14 protein-coding genes and 4 pseudogenes are annotated in these 18,135 nt (G+C 60.2%); 8 read left to right on the top strand and 10 right to left on the bottom strand.

Features of this window, described 5'->3' with window-relative positions; all coding sequences use genetic code 11:
• Positions 1-193: 193 nt before the first annotated feature.
• Complete coding sequence (locus tag J6497_RS41910; protein ID WP_225704571.1) at positions 194-418, bottom strand: type VI secretion system contractile sheath domain-containing protein; 225 nt, start codon at positions 416-418, stop codon at positions 194-196.
• Positions 419-559: 141 nt separating this feature from the next.
• Entirely contained in the window at positions 560-769 is a 210-nt protein-coding gene (locus J6497_RS11995) for a hypothetical protein (RefSeq protein ID WP_225704476.1), read from the bottom strand.
• A 303-nt stretch (positions 770-1,072) separates the two neighbouring features.
• Between J6497_RS11995 and tnpA the strand changes: the two are divergent.
• Both tnpA and J6497_RS11985 read left to right on the top strand, forming a co-directional pair.
• Positions 1,073-1,441 (top strand): annotated as a pseudogene (gene tnpA / locus J6497_RS42435) (IS66-like element accessory protein TnpA); the annotation flags it as partial.
• Positions 1,442-1,456: 15 nt separating this feature from the next.
• Positions 1,457-1,999: pseudogene (locus tag J6497_RS11985) on the top strand (IS66 family transposase); the annotation flags it as partial.
• Between the two features lie 24 nt (positions 2,000-2,023).
• On the opposite strand, the pseudogene J6497_RS11980 reads toward J6497_RS11985, so the two are convergent.
• Positions 2,024-3,987: pseudogene (locus tag J6497_RS11980) on the bottom strand (recombinase family protein).
• Positions 3,974-4,153 carry a hypothetical protein gene (locus J6497_RS11975; RefSeq protein WP_225704475.1) on the bottom strand — a complete coding sequence of 60 codons (180 nt, stop codon included), beginning with the start codon at positions 4,151-4,153 and terminating at the stop codon, positions 3,974-3,976. The pseudogene J6497_RS11980 and the gene J6497_RS11975 overlap by 14 nt, the downstream one beginning before the upstream one ends.
• A 299-nt stretch (positions 4,154-4,452) precedes the next feature.
• Between J6497_RS11975 and J6497_RS11970 the strand changes: the two are divergent.
• Positions 4,453-4,689: pseudogene (locus J6497_RS11970) on the top strand (transposase domain-containing protein); the annotation flags it as partial.
• 2 nt (positions 4,690-4,691) lie between these two features.
• Complete coding sequence (locus tag J6497_RS11965; protein ID WP_225704474.1) at positions 4,692-4,934, top strand: hypothetical protein; 243 nt, start codon at positions 4,692-4,694, stop codon at positions 4,932-4,934.
• A gap of 384 nt (positions 4,935-5,318) precedes the next feature.
• On the opposite strand, the gene J6497_RS11960 is transcribed toward J6497_RS11965, so the two are convergent.
• Positions 5,319-7,040, bottom strand: a complete 1,722-nt coding sequence (locus J6497_RS11960; RefSeq protein WP_225704473.1) for an outer membrane protein — start codon at positions 7,038-7,040, stop codon at positions 5,319-5,321.
• A 1,681-nt stretch (positions 7,041-8,721) separates the two neighbouring features.
• Here J6497_RS11960 and J6497_RS11955 point away from each other — a divergent pair.
• Positions 8,722-9,243, top strand: coding sequence for a hypothetical protein (locus tag J6497_RS11955; protein WP_225704472.1), 522 nt, complete (start codon positions 8,722-8,724; stop codon positions 9,241-9,243).
• A 1,183-nt stretch (positions 9,244-10,426) separates the two neighbouring features.
• Here J6497_RS11955 and J6497_RS11950 read toward each other — a convergent pair.
• Positions 10,427-10,618 carry a hypothetical protein gene (locus tag J6497_RS11950; RefSeq protein ID WP_225704471.1) on the bottom strand — a complete coding sequence of 64 codons (192 nt, stop codon included), beginning with the start codon at positions 10,616-10,618 and terminating at the stop codon, positions 10,427-10,429.
• 983 nt (positions 10,619-11,601) lie between these two features.
• Between J6497_RS11950 and J6497_RS11945 the strand changes: the two genes are divergently transcribed.
• From J6497_RS11945 to J6497_RS11935, 3 genes are all read left to right on the top strand, one after another.
• Complete coding sequence (locus J6497_RS11945; protein WP_225704470.1) at positions 11,602-12,159, top strand: hypothetical protein; 558 nt, start codon at positions 11,602-11,604, stop codon at positions 12,157-12,159.
• Positions 12,160-12,176: 17 nt separating this feature from the next.
• Positions 12,177-12,833 (top strand): DUF3540 domain-containing protein, encoded by a 657-nt coding sequence (locus J6497_RS11940; RefSeq protein ID WP_225704469.1) that lies wholly within the window; start codon positions 12,177-12,179, stop codon positions 12,831-12,833.
• 372 nt (positions 12,834-13,205) lie between these two features.
• Positions 13,206-13,853 carry a tetratricopeptide repeat protein gene (locus J6497_RS11935; RefSeq protein ID WP_225704468.1) on the top strand — a complete coding sequence of 216 codons (648 nt, stop codon included), beginning with the start codon at positions 13,206-13,208 and terminating at the stop codon, positions 13,851-13,853.
• Positions 13,854-14,229: 376 nt separating this feature from the next.
• Here J6497_RS11935 and greA read toward each other — a convergent pair whose 3' ends face one another.
• From greA to J6497_RS11915, 4 genes are all read right to left on the bottom strand, one after another.
• Positions 14,230-14,712 carry a transcription elongation factor GreA gene (gene greA / locus J6497_RS11930; RefSeq protein WP_225704467.1) on the bottom strand — a complete coding sequence of 161 codons (483 nt, stop codon included), beginning with the start codon at positions 14,710-14,712 and terminating at the stop codon, positions 14,230-14,232.
• Positions 14,709-15,020, bottom strand: coding sequence for a helix-turn-helix domain-containing protein (locus J6497_RS11925; RefSeq protein WP_225704466.1), 312 nt, complete (start codon positions 15,018-15,020; stop codon positions 14,709-14,711). Before J6497_RS11925 ends, greA begins: the two co-directional genes overlap by 4 nt.
• Before the next feature lie 573 nt (positions 15,021-15,593).
• Entirely contained in the window at positions 15,594-16,877 is a 1,284-nt protein-coding gene (locus J6497_RS11920; protein WP_225704465.1) for an NAD(P)/FAD-dependent oxidoreductase, read from the bottom strand.
• Entirely contained in the window at positions 16,877-18,124 is a 1,248-nt protein-coding gene (locus tag J6497_RS11915; protein WP_225704464.1) for a pyridoxal phosphate-dependent aminotransferase, read from the bottom strand. Before J6497_RS11915 ends, J6497_RS11920 begins: the two co-directional genes overlap by 1 nt.
• Between the last annotated feature and the right edge of the window lie 11 nt (positions 18,125-18,135).

Raw genomic sequence — 18,135 nt, 5'->3', positions numbered from 1 at the left:
TTGAAAAAAGTCAGGTTCGGCAAATGACGGCAGGTGTTCTCAACCTGACAGAGGCGGCGCGACTGTCAGACACCGGACAAGTCAAGCCGGTCGAGCCCAGACATGAGGTGTTTTCGCTTCATTCCCCGATCGACCATCCTAGCTGAGCCCGGAACGATTTCCGCTTTGCGCACCTTGCGCCTCGAAGACCGATTCACGTCGTTGAGATTGACAATCTTCTCATGTTTTTCGACGCCGAACATTTCCTGCGCAAACGGAAGGCGATGACTGGCGCATGCGCCATGGCGTCCACAGCGCTCATATACCGCATAAGCTCGACGTCCTGGCTGCTAATGCTAAACTCGTAGGCTGATGTCATTGCCGCTACCGACTCGCCGTCAAATTGGCCGAATTCGGCGGCGTAGACATATTTGTACAGGGCCGGACTTGACGATCTTCGGACTGTCCTCGAAATTGGTCAGTCGATCTCTGCTGACGCTGAGAATGTCTAATTTAATGTTCTGACGAAAATAGGTGCGATCGGCCAGGAACTTAGTCCGCGCCTGGCCGACTTGAGCTGCTAGAATTTGTCGGTGTGCAGCACAGCATCGAGCGGGCTGGAATTTTCCGATCGATCTCCGCGATCATCTGATCGACAAAACGCATTGTCGACCTTCTCGAAGTCCCTCGGCCTGGTGAGCTCGGTGACGAAAGCTGCGACGTCCGGCGGGCGAGGGTCGTAGCCCTCCTCGCGAGGTGTGATCTTGGTTTCGAAGAGGATCTGATTCAACAGCGAAGAGCCAGTGGCCGCGGCGGCGAATTCGGCCGCCCACGTAACCGATCTCGCTAAGGGCCACTTTGCTTGAGGCATAGCCGACGCATGTCGCTCCAGAAGTTAGCTATTTGTAGACCTACCCTCAGAACGATCGCCCAAGATGTCAGCAAATGGCGTGCCGCGCCGAAGCTGCCGAAGATAGGCCATCGACGGCCGATGTCCGATGGCTACAGCATCGGAAATAGTGGTCCGATTTCCGTAGGCCTCCGAGGGGAGACGCCTTGCGGCGGGCTGGCCTGATGGTTGAGAACTGTACGTATGGACAGCCATACGATCAGTACACTGAATCGACTGGAAGTGGTTGATACAGGCCGGCGGCGGCGTTGGTCTGAGGAAGAGAAGGCGCGGATTGTTTTGGAGAGCCTATCCGAGCCGCGCCTGGTTGCGGCGACAGCGCGTCGATACGGCTTGTCGCGTTCTCTGTTGGTAACTTGGCGAAGAGCCTTCGCGGCTATTCGGACCAAATCCGAGGCTGGCTTTGTCAGGGCAGTTGTGGCCGAGGGGGTGCCCGCGGCGTCGGTGGCGGCGTCATCGGAGAGCGGGACCGCACATTCGACGGAGCGTCGGATCGAGATCGGGCTAACCGGCAGGCGGCGCGTCATTGTCGATGCGGGCGTCGACATTGAGGCGCTTCGGCGAGATCCACCGGCGGCGCTGTTCTACGCCTCACGTGATCGGCGCGGCGAGCATCCCGCGCGGCACCTTCAGAACTTCGCTGGGATCCTGCAGGCCGATGCCTATAGCGGGTTCAACGCTCTCTTCGATCCCGGACGCAAGGCGTTGCCGGCCACACCCGCCTTCTGTTGGGCACATGGCCGGAGGGCGTTCTTCGAACTTGCCGACATCGCCCAGAACGCTCGCCGCGGAAGATCGGCGACGGCGATCTCGCCCGTTGCGCTGGAAGCGGTTCGTCGGATTGAGCAATTGTTCGAGATCGAGCGCGACATCTATGGGCTCAGCGCTGAGGAGCGGCTGCAGATCCGCCGGGAGAGAAGCGCGCCACTGCTGACCGACCTTGAGGCTTGGCTCCGGGCGGAATCTGCCCGGCTCTCGCGTTCGTCCAACGTGATTAAGCCGATCAACTATCTGCTCAACCGTTGGGAGGGCTTTGCCCGCCTTGTCCACGACGGAAGGATCTGCATGACGAACAATGCAGCAGAGCGAGCGTTGCGCGGTTTTGCGATGTCTGAGCCATTGTGCATTCCTTCATCAAGTGTCTGTAAACATTGGAATCGTGTCCGTGTCGTCGACGCGACACGGGCGACCTTTTCGGGCCACGGCAGATTTGACCGATTCCGACGCCAGTCGTCGGCGCGAATCTGGTATCGCGCGCCCGGAACGACCTGCACCGCGGCAGTACACCGGATTTGATCAGACGGCGTATCGTGTGACTTGTGACGCGCAACGCCGCAGCCGCTTCGGTCAAGGTCAACCATTCGCCATCCTTTTCCGCAGATCGGTAGGCATGGATACCGCGCACGCGGCGAACTGAAGAGACACGATGCGCCGTCCAGGACTTGCCCTGACCGGTAGGGAGGCCCATCCGATTAAGCGAAGCAGCGATATGCTCGTCTGACCAGCGACCGGCCATGCTGCGCATGACGGCCAGCGCATCTTCGGTCGTCGCGCAGCCATGTTCTCCGGTTGGCGGCTTGCGCACGCGCAGTTCGGAGTGTTGGCCGCCGCGCCAGTGAATCGTAAGCACGACGTCACGCGCTTCTTCGTCGACATCGACGATGATGTCGACGATCAAAGCCCGCAGCAATTGTTGGCGTGCACGCATCGTAACGCCTGACGCATTCCACGCCTCAGAGAGGTTCTCTGCCAAATTGGCAAACGCATTCGGATTGACTCCGATCTCTGCTTGCTTTGTGGCCGGCCGACGTTCCTCCAGATCGCGGACGCGGCGGAGCGCGATCTCCCAATTCTTCTCCAGCTGTGCCGCGATGAGGCGATTGTCAGGATCGCAAGAGGCATAGCGACGCTCGGCCAAGCTTGCCTCGTAGCGCGCTTGCTGCAGTTCCAGATCCAGGATTCTCTTTTGGTCTTCCTCTTGTTCTCGATACATCCGTTCCGCCCTGAACGCGGCGTCGATCGCCATTGGTTCCACAGCCCGACAGTTCGCTCGCGATCGCGGAATCAACCCGCGGACCGCCGAAGGTCATGCACCGAGGCAAGCCCATCATAAGGTTTGGCTTGTTACAGCGATAGACCGGTCGGCTTTGTGGATTGCCGGTGTACGCGACGCCGAGCCTCCGTCCGCATCGTCCACAGGTCATGATGCCTGAGAGAAGCGCTCTTCCGCCTTGCCCGGTCTTGACACCACCGGCACGGCCGTAATTGTTGAGGGCGAGCTGCTTTTGATTGCGTTCGAACTCGTCCCAGGTGATGTAGCCTTCGTGATGATCCTTGATCATCACTTCCCACGGCCCAAAGGGTTTGCTGTGCCCGTAGCTTCGCCGCGCCCTCCCATCGACGATGGCGGTGCGCTTCTCGCTCTTCCCGTAAACATAGACTCCTGCATAGAACGGATTCTTGAGAACCGCGATGACGTTGCGATAACGAATCGGCATCCATTCGAAGCTGGTCATGCAGCCTTCATCGGAGGGCCTGGGGAAATGGATCTGATCGTTTTCATCGAAAGCAGCACCTGGCGCGCGCTGCCAAGTTGGCGGAAGCGCATGAAGACGAGTCGAATCACTTCCTGGAGGCGGAGGTCGGGATCAAGACCAAGTCCAACTTCGCGATGCCAGACATAGCCGAACGGAACTGACAGTCGCAGCTCACCCCGGCTCGCCTTCGAGCGAGCCGTCGAGATCGATGACGCGGGCATCGACGAGCCCGCACAGCTCGAGCAGGTGATGCCAATCGCGACCGTTGCGGGCAAGCCGCGACGCGTCGAAGCACAAGACTGCACCGACTTTGCCGGCGCAGAGCCATGCGACCAGGCGATCGAACTCGGGCCGCGCCACCGTCCCGCTTGCCGATCGGCCAAGATCGTCATCGATGATTTCTACGTCGACAAATCCGCGCTGGCGGGCAACGTCAACCAGGTCATATTGGCGCCGCTGGCTCTCGAGATTGGTCATGACCTGGGATTGCGTCGACTGGCGCACATATACGACTGCCTTGCGTTCAAGAGTGGCCGCAGGAATCAGCTCAGAGCTTGTCATCTTCAAGCTCCTCGACGTTGAGGCCGGCCGCCTGCATCAATATCTGAGCCAGTATCAAGACGACTCTGTCTTGCTCCGCGCGACTCAGCCCTTCGGATCGTTTGGCGTCGAACAGCAGGTTCATCTGCCGGCTCGCTGTTGTCGACGGCAGCTTGGGATACGTCATGGTGAATCTCCTGAACGATTTCGGAATCGCCCCGGGAGTCTGTCGTGTTGGCGGCGCCCATCAACAGCCGCTTCAGCTCAACAAGTGCCGCAAGATCCACGCGCGGCGTCCCCACGGGCATCCCGGCGCAAATGACGGGATCGAGCATCCAGTCGGCAATGGTAACGACCACGCCCGCCGGACCCATAACGCTCGACCGGTTGCTCGCTGCGCTACGCGCCGGATGCCGACTTTGCAGCCAAAATAGGGATGCCAGCGGTAATGAACTTCCAGCTCCTGCCCCACATGGGCAGAATGAACGGGTGATGGCTCTGGGAAGAAAGGCATGGTTGTTCGCCGGTTCTGATCGCGGCGCCGAGCGGGCTGCCGTGATGGCCACGCTTATCATGACGGCGCGTCTCAACGACATCGACCCGAAAGCCTGGCTTGCCGACGTCTTCGCGCGCATCGCCGACATGCCGCAGAACCGCCTGCACGAGTTGTTGCCCTGGAACTGGACGCCTCCTGCGTCAAGGTCCTCCGCCCAGGCGCCGTAGCCATGCACGTCAACAAGGTTCACGCCGTCTTCACCATCGCTCGCGTCGCAAAAGACCTCAGCGAAGACGAGGACTGGCTCTGGGACGTGGCCAACGGAATGGACACAGAGGATGGCGTCATCTGGGTTTACGGCATAGGTGACGACCAGGTCATGGCGTTCACCGACTTCGGCATCGAAAACCTGACGGAGCTCATCAGGATGCACAAGGAAGACCCCGAACTCCTCAAGCGGTGGAATCGGTGAGCCCCTCTCCGCGGCCTAGCTCGGATGGATACGAAGGTAACGCTGAGCGGACCGAGATGATCCTTTCCAATCGCTAGGAATTGGCGGGCTGTGGCAGACAAATCGCACCTGAAAATGGCAGGACTGCGTCAGACGTTCCACCTTGCAGAGAGTTAGTGACGTCCGAAGTGCGGCGGGCGCTCTGACATCAAACGATGGTTTGGAACGCTACACTGCCCCACGCGCCCGGTCTTCAGCTTCAGCAAATCAATGCAAGCTTTCTGGCTGGAACTGCCCGAAAGCTCGCAGCTTGATTCTCGGTTTCGCCCGACTCGAGCCCCACGATCCGCGATTTCGTCATCTATAGTCGCGGCTTCCGAAGCTTAGACCGGCGAGCGAGCAGTTTCAGTCAAACTTGTAGGAGGCCTGCAGGAACGTGCCCCATCGTTCCATGCTGTACTTCCCAGGGAGAGGTTCAGTAATGATGCCCGCCCCATCGCAGCCGGTGCAGGTTGCCTTGCTGTATCTTGGAGTCCACATTGCCCAATAGCGACCCCCAACACCGACGCTGAAATTGTCGGTGATGAAGTAGGACAGGACTCCTTCGACCTGCACACCGCCGCCACCACTCCCGCGCTGATCGGCGAAGGTCGTGTCAGGGCGCAGGAGATGGTTGTCGCGACCCTGGAAATCCGTCCAAGGCAGGTAAGCAACATCGGCGCTCACGCGCCAACGATCGAGCAACATGGTCTCAGCGTTGAGGCCGATGCGCAGCGCATTCCAATCAGTGTCCTGGCTGCCGATGACAGTGTCACCGCCGACTGTTTGGTGGCATGGCGCTGGAGACGAGGAGCCGATCTGCGCGCATCCCGTCGTGTCGGATTTCTGGCCGTAATAGGTCCAGCCCATGAACCCACCGACCTTGAAGGCGGTGCCGCGCAAGAAATCGTAGCCCGCATCGGCCGTGTAATACATGAACCTTCCGTTCGTCTGGCCCGATGTCGTGTTGGAATAGGCGAGGGTATCAGCAACGCCCCAATCTTCATCGTTCATATTTCCGTTGTTGAAGCGCCCGAGGCCGATATTGCCCTTCAGGAATATCCCCCAGGGGCTGTCCACACGTTCGAACAACTCACCGGAGATTCCATCCAATTTGTGATAGGTGAGCCTTGATAGGAGATCGCTCCCTGTGACTTCGCCCCCGTGGTCCCATTGAAACCTTCCTCGGCTCAGCCAGAACCGTGTGCCGCTTTCCAGCGACCATCCGCGAGTGAAGGCAACCGGCGGCGCGCTGACGGGTGGCGTTGCCGCGTATAGCGGCGTATCGGACCATCCTGGTATCCGCGGGTCGGCATCAAAATGGTAGTTCAGACCGATTTTGCCGATGTGATAGCTGCTGGACAGGCTGGTGATGTCGGCTGGGACCGTTGCCAACGGAAGCCGTACAGTCGGAGGGGTTGCCACCCCTGGTCCGCCGAACCACAGATAATCGTACTCAAGTTTGACGGACCATGCAGGCGTGAGCGCTTGCTCGACGCCCGCGCCGATTGTGCCGCCGAGCCGACCATACTCAAAATGGGTGGCATTCTGTGGCGCCCAGCCATCGGGGCGCTCTTCGTCACGAAATTCATCGTTGTTGACGACATTGCCCTGATTGTGTTGCCAGGCCACGCCTCCTTTGAGATAGGCAAGCGTATGGCCCTGCGAGCCAAACGCATAACCCAGGCGACCAGTCCCGGTGACAAAGACGTTTGGACTCGCATTGCAGTTTGCGCTCACGACAAATCCGGAGGCGGCAAGACAGGTGTTTGTACCGTCCGACGCAGCCCCACTGGCGTCCACTTCAACACCAAAAACCCAGCTGTCCTTCTGCCAATTGTAGCCGATCTGGCCTCCCAGCAGGAACACTGGCGTATCGACGACATCCCCATAGACTGACGAACCGTACGGATCAGTGAATGATGTCCGGCCGTAGCCCCCGCCGACGTGCGCGCCGAAATATCCTCCGGTCCAGCTCCACAGCAGCGATGGGATTTTTACTGCGGGCTTAAGATCTGTCGAATTGACCGCACCGCTTGCAACGAGCGCAGCTGTTGCTGCACCCCAACAAAGAACTCCAGATCGCATCTCACCTCACGAAACACAACGCGCGCGCCATCTTGGAACGAAGCCCGAATGGCCGATGTTGTTGGCGCCGCTTCCACGCGCTTACGGTTGCAGGATCTAGGCCAGTGGACGCGACGTGCATTGTCTGCGGTTTTTCGCTGGCGATGTCGTCTTTGCTCTCAAGGCTGACGGATTTGAAACGCGATGCGTCTGAAGACGGACACAAAGCGCGTGCCCATGCTCGGCGATTCTGATCATTTGCGAATTGGTTCGTCTCTCCTCGCAACCGTGCAATGTTATTGCGTTGTGCTACACGAGGGAAAAGCGAGCCCTCGGAGGCCAAGGCCGCTAATGAGAACTTCCGTTCGGGGGGCACGCAACCTGAATGACTAAGCGCTTCGGGGGCGAGCCGTTAACGAACTCAGGGCCGTGATCGCCATAGATCATATCCTCTCGCACGTAGCCGTCGGCTATGACTTCTTGACTATAGATTTGGGACGACACCCGCTTGACCAGCCGCAAGTGCGTGCAAACCATGAGTTCTTGTCAAAGCCATTCGGGAGAGTTCGGGAGGTTGGCATAAACGACAAAAATCAACGGCGTCGAACAAGCTTGGCTGGCCGGTGTCCTTACTCGCATCGGCGCCCACCTAGCTCACGGCTAGATGAGCTTCCGCCCTGGAATTCGACGCTGGCATCAACGCTCTTCGCTCGAGCGGCATGACCACGCACGTGAACAAGGTCCATCACGCCATCACCTCCGGTCGGACCTCGGTGAAGACGAAGATTGGCTACATCTCGATTGAAATGGAGACCGAGCACGCGGTGATCTGAGTCTATGGCTTCGGCGAAGACGGCGTCGAGGCGTTCACGGACTTCGCAATCGAAAGCCTGATCGAGCCGATCAGGTTCTACAAAGAAAGTCGTGGACTGCTCACCGGGTGCCCCTGCGGCCTGCGCCGAATGGATACCGATTTCCAGACCGCCCCGGCGAAGCAAACAAACATGTGGACCATCGAACAAATGTGTTTGTGACCGAACTAACGTGACAGATCCGTCCGTTCACTTTTTGGCATTGTGCTCAAAGTGACCCCAGCCTCTTCTAACCTCAGCGTCTCAGAAAAGCTCGACGCGCCTTGCGCTGGAAAGAGCGGGCGCGTTATGACCACTTCAGGGCCAGACGCGGCACCGAAGACTGTGGCTCTTGCTTGAAAGTGGTCTTGGATGCGAGTCCGAGGCCCGGAGCTATCGAGAGCGCCGCCGAGATTACGCGAGCAGCAGAACAGACATGGGCTCCGATCCGCGAGCAAACCAGGAAAGAAATTTGGGCGCGACGAGCAGAGGAGGCACAGATGAGCCGGCGATTTGAGTTTCTAACAGCTCCATCCAGGATTATTCGGCAGCCGATCGACTAGCTGTCTCTCCAATAGAGTTGCCTTTATGAGCGAATGCGAGAACGACTGTCGAGACGTTTTGATGGTGAACGTCGTCAGATTCCTTTTGGTCATCGCAGCATTTGTGGCGCTAACGACTTGCGGACTGTGGGGGTGGAGGATTGCTCGCAAATAGGCTGGAGCAGTGGATCGCGCGGCTGGGTTTCAATTCGAAGGATACTGGCCGCAAGCGAACTCACGCGACGTGCGCGCTGCGGATCAAGCGAGCGCGCCTTGAGGCTGCAATCGGATTTCTCAACGGAGGTTCGCGTGAGTGACAGCAGCGGCGGCTCCAATGAGGTGCCCGGCCCCTATGACGTGGATAGGCAGCTTTGTGAGGACTTCTGGAACTGGCTTAGTGAGAAGCTCCCGAACCGCCGCTCCCGCGGCGCCGAGATTGCCGCAGGCGATATGTACGATTTCCTCGGGTGGATCCGCGAGACCAACAGGCCCGCAATGGCCGACCGGATTGCGCTGCCGTCGTTGGATACTGATGTGCAAGCCTATGCCGCCGACTATATAGGGCGCGACGTACCCGCGATTGGTGGGTTTCGTAACCGTCTCCTGAACTTGCGAGACATGCTTCGGGACCTCGATTTCGAGAACTGGGCCCGAGAGAGCCGCGTGATGTTTCAGGACTTCGATGGAGCCGGGCCATCCTCATTACCACTGGCACCCACTATGCCGTCGGATTTCGGGACCTTTGCAGCCGGCGCGGGGGCTGGGCTGGCAAAGCGTGATTTCGGAGCTTACGTCCCCTCGGATTGGGCGGCCCTGCCCCGGACATACTGATTGCGGAATTGCGCAAAAGCGGCCTTCTGCCGGCGCTATTGCGGCCGCGAAGTGTGCTTATCAACGGTATGCGCTATGCCGCGATATTGTGGCCAGGGCGATGGCTCGTGACCCCGAACAATCCGGAAGGCGAAAACTTTATCCTAACCCCTGGATACAGCGAGTTAGGGCAGCAGCCCGAGCTTCGAGTTGAGCAAATGAATGAAGTGGGGCCATCGTCGTCTGCTAGGCCTCGGGAAACACCATCCGCGGTAGGCCGTTCAGGGGCACATTACCAGCGACCGTATTTACCCGATATCGGAGAGAGAGTCGGCTTTGGCTGGACCCACGGCCCCCGAGCGGCCGACCACTTCCTACTCGGCATACTGGGAGAGTTCGGGCTTTTGCCGACCCAGGTGGTCCCAATGCCATGTTTTACATACATGGTGAACCCTACACGGTCGAATGGGGACCAGAAGGGAGCGTCCTTATGATGCATCGACCTCAAGCTCGTTGAACAACGCGGTTTGGGCTGCAAAGCCACGCTCGAGCAGATAATGAAGCCGGGCCACCATCGTCTGGAGTTAGAAGTCTCGACGTTGTCGTTTGCCGGGGCTTCGAAATCGCGCTCGGATTTCGGCGGTCGGTGGTCAATGTGGGATTTCGGACGTGTCGTCGGCGGGGGCTGGGACCACGGGCTCCAACCGGCTCCCGACGCTCTGATCGGCGCATTGAGCAGAATCGGCGTCCTGCCGAGGCCGTTCCAGCCGACAAATTTGTACATCCGCGCTCGGCCCTACACGGCGCAGTTGGGCGCCGGACGAGGGGAGGCAACCCCGAATAATTCGCTAGGCCTTATCATGACTCTGGTTGCTGGATTTGAAGGCGGCTGAACAACGCACGCCTTCAAGATTGCTGGATATGGGGCGTTGGGCAGTTCAAGTCGGAGCGACAGTTACGACCGCAGTTGTCGCAAATGGCAGGACATCGAAGGGTTCTTTGGGCTGATGTCATGCGTTGACTCACTCGCGGCAGCTGCAAGCGCAAGGGTTCCTGCTAACGCATCATCTTCTGATTGGAGGCAGCCCCGACAGCTGCTCAAGACCGCGCCTTGGCCTAAAGGAGCGCCCGGCTTGAAGGACCTTGCGACTGCAGAGCCAGGCGTGAGCTTGAATGTCTTGATGTCTTATTTAACGCGCACCCGCTAATGTTCGTACAGGCGCAGGAACTCGGCCATGCAGATGCCTGCGATGCGCGGGCACTTCGAGATCTCCAGTAAGTTTTCGTCGTCGTGCTCCCGCTGACGTTTGTCGACCCGGTACAATCGGGTTCTCGCCCTCTGCGTCGATGACAACGAACTTGTGATGAACTCGCCCGGGTTGTAGAGATCGAACATCGCAAAAGCAGATACCCGCGTAGAACTCATCCGCGTCCTCGATAGTTTAACCAGCGCCGGCGAAGCAGCCGCGCGCCACCTCGTGGAGCGTATGCCGGATCGAGCTCGCGTCGTCGTACACAGCATTGAGGCACACTGCGATTGCTATGATCTCTTCCTTTAAGAGGCGCTGCTGCCACTCATCAAGCGCGCGTGGTTGATACAGGCGACCGCGTTGGCGGACGTGAACGAGTGGCCCAATCCAGAGCAGTTCTCGAACCCATTGCCTGCTCGTTCAACTTGAAATGTCTGAGCACCTGCCGCGCAGGTCAGCACGATCCGGGCTCTTAGAGCCAGCGCGGGCGCCGTCTTCCGCCGCATCCTCAGCGACTTCAGTTCGGCGCGCTCATCATCGCTCACTGTCAGGGGGCAAATTGCTAGACCGCCATTAGATGCTCCGTCGCTATTTGCCTCCACCCCTGGCACAGTCACGCGAACCTGAAGCGAATCTAAGATTGCGAAGTTGTGACTCGAGACGCTAGCAAAATCACGCTGGGGTCTCACGTCACCGGCGGCTGCCGCCGCCGCATCATGCGCGACACGCGCCCAGCTTGAATCGCCTGCCGCCGATCGTTGGGCCCCTTGATTGCCGCTTGGACCGGCGGTACGTTTTTGGCGATTGCGCTCGCTCAGGGGTCCCGCAAAACGGTACGGGCAGGTGCTCGCATTCGCGCTTTCCGGGGACAGCAACGAAGTAAGCAGCCGCGTCTTCCTCCTATGAGCGAAAAATTGCCGCACCAACGGCATCCGCCCCGTTTAAGCGGCTGATTACACTTGAAACAATTCGCAGGCGGGAGACGACAGCCGGTGTCTGGAGCCCGACAGGCGTCGTCCCGCTGCCAGAAATCGAACAACGTACGTCGTTCAGCCAAATAGATTCTTTCGCACGATCCCAGCTGCTTCCAAAAGCGAAGCAGGATCATATTGTCAGTGCGGAGAAATTGATGAGTTCTGACCCTAGTCAGCCTCTCCCTGGCGGAGTGCTTGTTGCGGTTGGCGCGGAGATAGAGACAGGCGCCAAGCACCGCGACGGAAATCTGGGCCCGGCGGGGTCGCCAGAGGAAGCTGTGCTCGAAACTATTGTGCCCCCGTGTTCGCAAACGGCGGTCTTCGTTTTGAACCCGACAGGCGTTGTGCGGCTGTCAGAAAATCGGACCAGGACCAGCGGTTGTTTGCGCGCGAAAAGACGTCGTTTCGCGCAATTGTCGCGGCAGCCGGTGGAACGGAATTTGCTAGCCTCGATCAAAAAGCCTGTCAATTCGCAACTCGGTCAATGCTGGATAATAGGGGTTGCGAAGTGGAAGGTGGTGGACGATGCCGACGTGAAAAGCCTCAAGTTCGATGGAACGTGGTGCGAGACGAGCGTGCAAGTGGCAGATGCACAAGTGGAAACCGGCCAATTAAGCGCCGATCAGCTCCGGGCTGTGACTAAAGTACGTGAGCTTGAGACCGCCACTGGCCGGTATAAGGCAGAAAACTGGCGTGCGGTGCTGTGCCTGTAGACGGCTGGAGTACGAAGATGACAATGACCTTCCGTGCCACAAACGCTGACCTCTTGGCGACAACCGAGCGCCTGCTTGACGCTGGGCATCACACCGCCCGTGTCGCGGCAGTCGACGAAAATGGCGCGGCGGCAGAGGTCGAAGTCGCCGGCACTCGTCACACGGCGGCGGTGGCTGTCGGCTGTCTCGTTCGGCCGATTCCACAGGACCTCGTGTTGCTCTTCAGCGATGCGGGGCAAGCCTTCGTCCTGGCCGTGCTCGAGCGGACGGCTGCCAGTTGGGGCAAGGTCGCTTTACCCGGAGGTGGCAATATGTCGATCGAGGGCGAAACCATCGTTATCGCCGGGCGCCGGCGCATGTCCTTGCGCGCAGACACTATCGATCTGCAGGCTAAACTGCTTGCCGTGCTCGCAGACAAGGCCACCTGGATCGGCAAGCTTTACAGTTTGATCGCGGAGCGTTTCCGCAGCTCGGCGCGGATCCAGGAAGCAAGCGCCGAGTTGCTTACGGTAAAGGCGGTAGACCGTATCGCCATCATCGACCGTATCGACTCACTGCAGACCGAAACCCAGGCGATTAAGGTCACCGGCATTGCCTCCGAGACGGCCCACAGCAAGGTCATCGCCGTCAGCGAGGATCTCCGCCTCGACGGCAAGCGTGTGACGGTCGCTTAGCGCGCATGCTGACCACTGGCATTCCAGCTCCGACCTGGCAAGACCGTTTGAGAACGGCGCAGAAGTTCCTTGCCGCCAGCCGTCTAGATAAGGCGGAGGCGGTGCTGAATGATATCAGTGTCGGAGCGAACGATCCGGATACGCTCAATGCAAAAGGCCACACTGGCGCTCGCGCGGCGACGGACCGAGTTTGCGTTCGAGATGCTGGCGGAACCGGCGACCGTCTATCCCGAGCACGCTGGCCTCGTCACTGATCTTGGGCATCGCCGACGAATTGCTCGGCCGCTTCGACGAGGCGCTCGACCTTGCGGAACGCGCGCATCTGCGCGCCCCGCTCGACACAGCAGAGGCTCTTGCATCTGGCCCGTTGCCGTGGCGCGGGACGGACTCTGGCCGGAAGCGGAGGCCAGCTGCAACAATCTGCTCGCCTATGCGCCAGCGCATCTTGGCGCGCGCGAAATCCTGGCCCGCGTTAGGATTGCCAATGGTGAGGTGGATCGGGGCATTGCAGAGCTCACGCAGTTCGTACGCACGCGCAAATCGGATCCTTCCGCCGCGCTTGCTCTGGCGCGCGTCCTGCAGCTTGTCGGCCGGTTTGATGAAGCCCTCGCGCTTGCCAGCCACGTCGCGCGTACGCGACCCGACGATGAAGCGGCCAAGTCTCTGAAGACAACGCTTGAACGGACGCTTGGTCGGTTCCCGACGGCCGAGCTGGTCGCCTTGGCGCTTGTGACGTTTTCATGCCGCCGACGACCCGGCGCGCTCGAAATCGTGGCGCTCGTTCGTCTTTTGCGTTGGCTGGCGAGCCGGCAAGTCACGCGAGCCGTCGCGGAGCCGCATTACCAGGCTCTTCTTACCAGCCTGGCTGGGCAGGTCATCTCGGACGAGCCGATGCCTGGGCTATCGGCTACTCCGCTGCAATCGTTACTGCGCATGCGGGCGACCGACGCCCGCAACATTGCCGAAGGCATTCCCTACCTGCGGCCCGAATCAGGGCGCTTTGCCAAATGGCGGGACTAAACACCTAGCGGGTTTTCAAGCGATTTTGTCGCGCGCGCTCGGACAAATCGAGGCCCGACAAGCCCTGACGCATCGAGGATAGCCCGCGGTCCTACCGACGTTCCAAAAATACTGCCCGCTCCGCCAGAGAAGATCTCAAGCTCAGAGCGCGAAAGCAGACAAACCTGATCAACACCGACACTCAGCGACAAAGATACGGCACTATTGTAGGCGGCTCGCTATCTCGCAGACAGATGGTGTGCGGCCGCTTCAATTGCCTTGGACGGGCTTTCCCTAAGGTCAGTCCGTTTTGCTCCTGGCGGTCGATTACGGAGATGAGATGAAATAGGGGCAACAGAACACCGCGTCTCACTTGGCCGCGGCGGAGGTCCACCGCTCAAGCTATGGCGACAATCTCAAGTTCTTGACTACCGGAACCGACGACATCTCCCACGGCTTTCCCCATCAGAGACTTCGCTACCGGAGACACAAAGGAAATCGAGCCGGCTCTGGCATCCGCTTCATCCTCTCCCACGACGCGATATTTTTGCACACGCCCATCAGCACGTTTGAAAGTCACGGTGCTTCCAAAGGCCACTGTGTCAGTTGACGCCGGATCAGCAACCACCTGAGCCGTGCGGAGCCTTTCCACGAAATAGCGGATATCACGCAAGGGGATTGCCGCCTGCCGCCGCTTTTCATTGACATCTTCAATCCGCTGTGCGGCCTCGTAGGCCTCTCGCGCCTCCCGGAGCTGAAGCTCCAGGGCCTTCAATCCTGCTTCAGTCACCAAGTTGTGGTGAGACGAAATTGGACGATTCGGTAACAGCGTCTCGGACGCGGTTTCGGCGCTCTCTTCCTTGGTAAACGCTACGCTCAATCTGGAACTCCATCGAAGGGAAGACGATACACCTCGTTCATGTAGGTTCGAGTTGCGGCTAATTCACGGGCTTGCATTGCGACATTATTTCTATTTCTTCGTTCGCCTCTCATCCTCATGCCGGCTCCGCCACAATTCTCCGGGATGAACCCGACGCCGGCCTTCTCAAGGGCGGCAACTATAACTTCGATCGTGTCATTTGCGACCTTGATAGGGCCACCGGCTTCCGCTCGTTTCAAGGTGGGGACTGATACGCCGCCCACCTCGGCGACCTCGGATTGCGAGAGCCCCGCAAGCCTGACCTCCAACGGCTGACCTCGAGGCGACTAAGCGCTATCTTCGAGTGCGCGAAATCGCAAAAAATCGTAGGTTGGCGCAGGAAAGTGGCGGCCCGTAGCGGGGGAGCGTTACGAACGGCTCATGGCGTCGGACGCGCAGATGTAGAACCGTGCGCGCCCGTCGAGCAGATCGACCCCGATATCGTTGACGCTGAACCGGCCGCGGCGGTCGAAGCGATCGGCGTTCGCAGGCTGTCCATAGCGCGTGAAGTTGTCGTGTTTTTGTAGCTCGTGATCTGTCGCCTTCGTTGTTGAATTGCGGAGGCGGAGCCGGAAGCCGTGGACGGCTACACCGGCAGGTTTCATGCCATGGATATGGCCGCCGGGTTAGCCCTCCCTGTCGGTTTCTTTGTTCGACTTGAAGGCCGTTTCTCCGCCCCGACCCGCGCGATCTCGACGGCGGCGCGCGCAGGAGCGGCACAGAACTTTTCCCGGTCCGGAGGCCGGCCATGAGACATCATCGTGATCTGACGAGAGCAAGGAAGCCCGCGGGAACGACGCACGCGCGTTGCGTGGAGCTCGCTGACTACGACGGCCGACGGATCAGAGCCGGGCTTCGGTCAAATGAACGAGCTGCGACCCGGTGCGATAGAGCGACTCCCGCGCGGCGCGGAAGCGCGGCTCCTCGACCACCGCGAGCGGAAGCGGGAGATCTTTGTCCGCAACGTGCCCGAGCACATAGGACGCGAGCAGGCCGCCGAACACCGTGCCTGGCGCAATTCCGCGGCCGTTGTATCCACTGAACCCAAACACGTTGCGGTCCAGCTTGTGAAAGCGGGGTAGATTGTCCGAGGTCAGACCGATCATCCCGAACCAACCGGCCTCGAATTCGATGTCGGCGAGCTGAGGAAACAGCTTGCCCAGCGAGCGGATCGCCCACGCCCTGTGCACTGCTGCACCGCTCCCCTCAAGAGCACCGACGCTGCCATAAACGAGCCGACCTGCACGGTCGAAGCGCAATGAACTGAGCACCTGCTTCGTATCCCAGGCTCCCTGGCGTTCGGGCAGGATCGGTGCTCTCAAATTGTCCGACAGAGGTTGGGTCGCAAAGTTGAAGTAAGGCAGTTGGATCTGCTCCTGCCGGACCTGCGACCACGGTCCTCGCGCGTAGGCATCGGTGGCAACAATCACCCAATCTGCGCGCACCGATCCCGCTACCGTATCGACCTTCCAGCGCGAACCACCGTCGCTGGCGGTGAGAACAGCACTCTGGGTGAATATCTTCACGCCCGCAGCGAGCGCGGCACGTGCCAAACCACGAACATAGGCCAGCGGCTGAATTGTGCCAGCGCGTTTATCCAGCAGCGCACCGGCGTAGTCGCCACCGCCAATCTTCCGGCGCGTCTCCTCGGCATCGAGAACCTCGACCGGGGCACCACGCCGCCGCCATTGTCCGGCACGCGCCTCGATCTCTTCCAGTCCCTTGCGCCCGACCGCACAATGCAGCGTGCCCGTGCGCTCCGGCTCGCATTCAATGCCGTGCTTCTCGATCAGATCGAACACCCGTTGCGGCCCATGGCCGAGCAGCTCGATCAGGCGCTCCCCAAAGGTTGGTCCCAGCGTCGCCGCAAGCGTGTCCGGCATCACCCACATGCCGGCGTTCACGAGGCCGACATTACGTCCCGAGCCACCGAAGCCGATTTCAGACGCCTCCAGCACGGTGACGCGCGCCCCTCCTTCTGCGAGATGGAGAGCGGACGAAAGCCCGGTACATCCGCTACCGATGACGACGACATCGACGTCCACCTCGCCGGTCAGAGGACCGATCTGAGGCGCAGGCGGAGCCGTCAGCTCCCAGAGTCCGTGCGATGTCGGATCGCCCTGCATCAGGTAAACTCCCTCGGCTGCAACCGGCCCGTGGCGTCGGCAATGCGTCGACAGGCCTCCTCAAGTTCAAGGGCCGACGTGGCGTAGGATATCCGGAAGTACGGCGCAAGCCCAAATGCCGAGCCCGGCACGACGGCAACGTCAGCACTGCGCAGAAGATATTCGGCGAAATCGGTGTCGCTCTTGATGCGCTGGCCGTCGGGTGTGGTGCGGCCGATCAGTCCCGCACAGCTGGCGAAGGTGTAGAAGGCTCCCTCCGCCACGCGACAGCTAATGCCGTCGATATTGTTCAGCGCCGCCACGACGAGATCGCGCCGCGCCTGAAAGGAGCGGCATCGCTCCTTCACGATATCCATCGGGCCATTGAGCGCCGCGATGGCGGCGGCCTGGCTGACCGACGACGGACACGATGTCGATTGGCTCTGGACGACGGCCATGGCGCGAATGAGCGCGCTCGGTCCGCCGGCATAACCGATCCGCCAGCCCGTCATGGCGTAGGCCTTGGAGACACCGTTGACGGTCAGGATGCGATCCTGCAGCGATGGCTCGATTGCAGCCGGCGTTGCGAAACGGAAATTGTCGTAGACGATATGCTCGTAGATATCGTCCACCATCAGCCAGACATGCGGGTGCGCGATCAGCACGTCCCGGATGGGCCGGTAAGCGGCCTCCGAATAAGCCGCACCGGACGGATTGGATGGCGAGTTCAGCACCACCCAACGGGTCCGCGGCGTGATCGCCCGCGCAAGATCGTCCGCGCTCAGACGAAAGCCGTTGGCGTCCTGGCAGGGAATCAGCACCGGCTTGCCGCCTGCGATCAGGACAATATCGGCATAGGTAACCCAGTAGGGCGTCGGAATGATGACCTCGTCGCCGGCGTCGAGCGTCGCCATCATGGCGTTGAACAGAACTTGCTTCGCGCCGGCCGCAACGGTGATCTCGTCCTGGGCGAAGTCGAGGCCGTTGTCGCGCTTGAATTTCGCCCGGATCGCCACCTTCAGCTCCGGTGTGCCGTCGAGCGCCGTATACTTGGTCGCGCCGGACCGCATGGCGCGCGCCGCCGCGTCCTTGACGTGATCGGGCGTGTCGAAATCGGGCTCGCCAGTGCCAAGCACGATCACGCCCCTGCCCTGGCGCTTCAGCTCGGTGGCAAGGCCGGTGATCTTCAGGATCTCCGAGACGCCGATCGCCGAAAGACGGCTCGACGGCCGAAACAGCGAAGAGCCCACTTGCACAGGAGTGTTCACGCCTGGTCCTC

Origin of the sequence: Bradyrhizobium cenepequi (assembly GCF_020329485.1) — a bacterium.
Taxonomy (GTDB): domain Bacteria; phylum Pseudomonadota; class Alphaproteobacteria; order Rhizobiales; family Xanthobacteraceae; genus Bradyrhizobium; species Bradyrhizobium cenepequi.
Note: the sequence above shows the minus strand (reverse complement) of the source record. Positions and strands in the feature narration are given on the sequence as shown.

Coding starts and splice junctions, on each gene's coding strand:
- J6497_RS11975 (WP_225704475.1), bottom strand. CDS start 4,153: ATGACGTATCCCAAGCTGCCGTCGACAACAGCGAGCCGGCAGATGAAC.
- J6497_RS11965 (WP_225704474.1), top strand. CDS start 4,692: ATGCACGTCAACAAGGTTCACGCCGTCTTCACCATCGCTCGCGTCGCA.
- J6497_RS11960 (WP_225704473.1), bottom strand. CDS start 7,040: ATGCGATCTGGAGTTCTTTGTTGGGGTGCAGCAACAGCTGCGCTCGTT.
- J6497_RS11950 (WP_225704471.1), bottom strand. CDS start 10,618: ATGTTCGATCTCTACAACCCGGGCGAGTTCATCACAAGTTCGTTGTCA.
- J6497_RS11945 (WP_225704470.1), top strand. CDS start 11,602: ATGAGTTCTGACCCTAGTCAGCCTCTCCCTGGCGGAGTGCTTGTTGCG.
- J6497_RS11940 (WP_225704469.1), top strand. CDS start 12,177: ATGACAATGACCTTCCGTGCCACAAACGCTGACCTCTTGGCGACAACC.
- J6497_RS11920 (WP_225704465.1), bottom strand. CDS start 16,877: ATGCAGGGCGATCCGACATCGCACGGACTCTGGGAGCTGACGGCTCCG.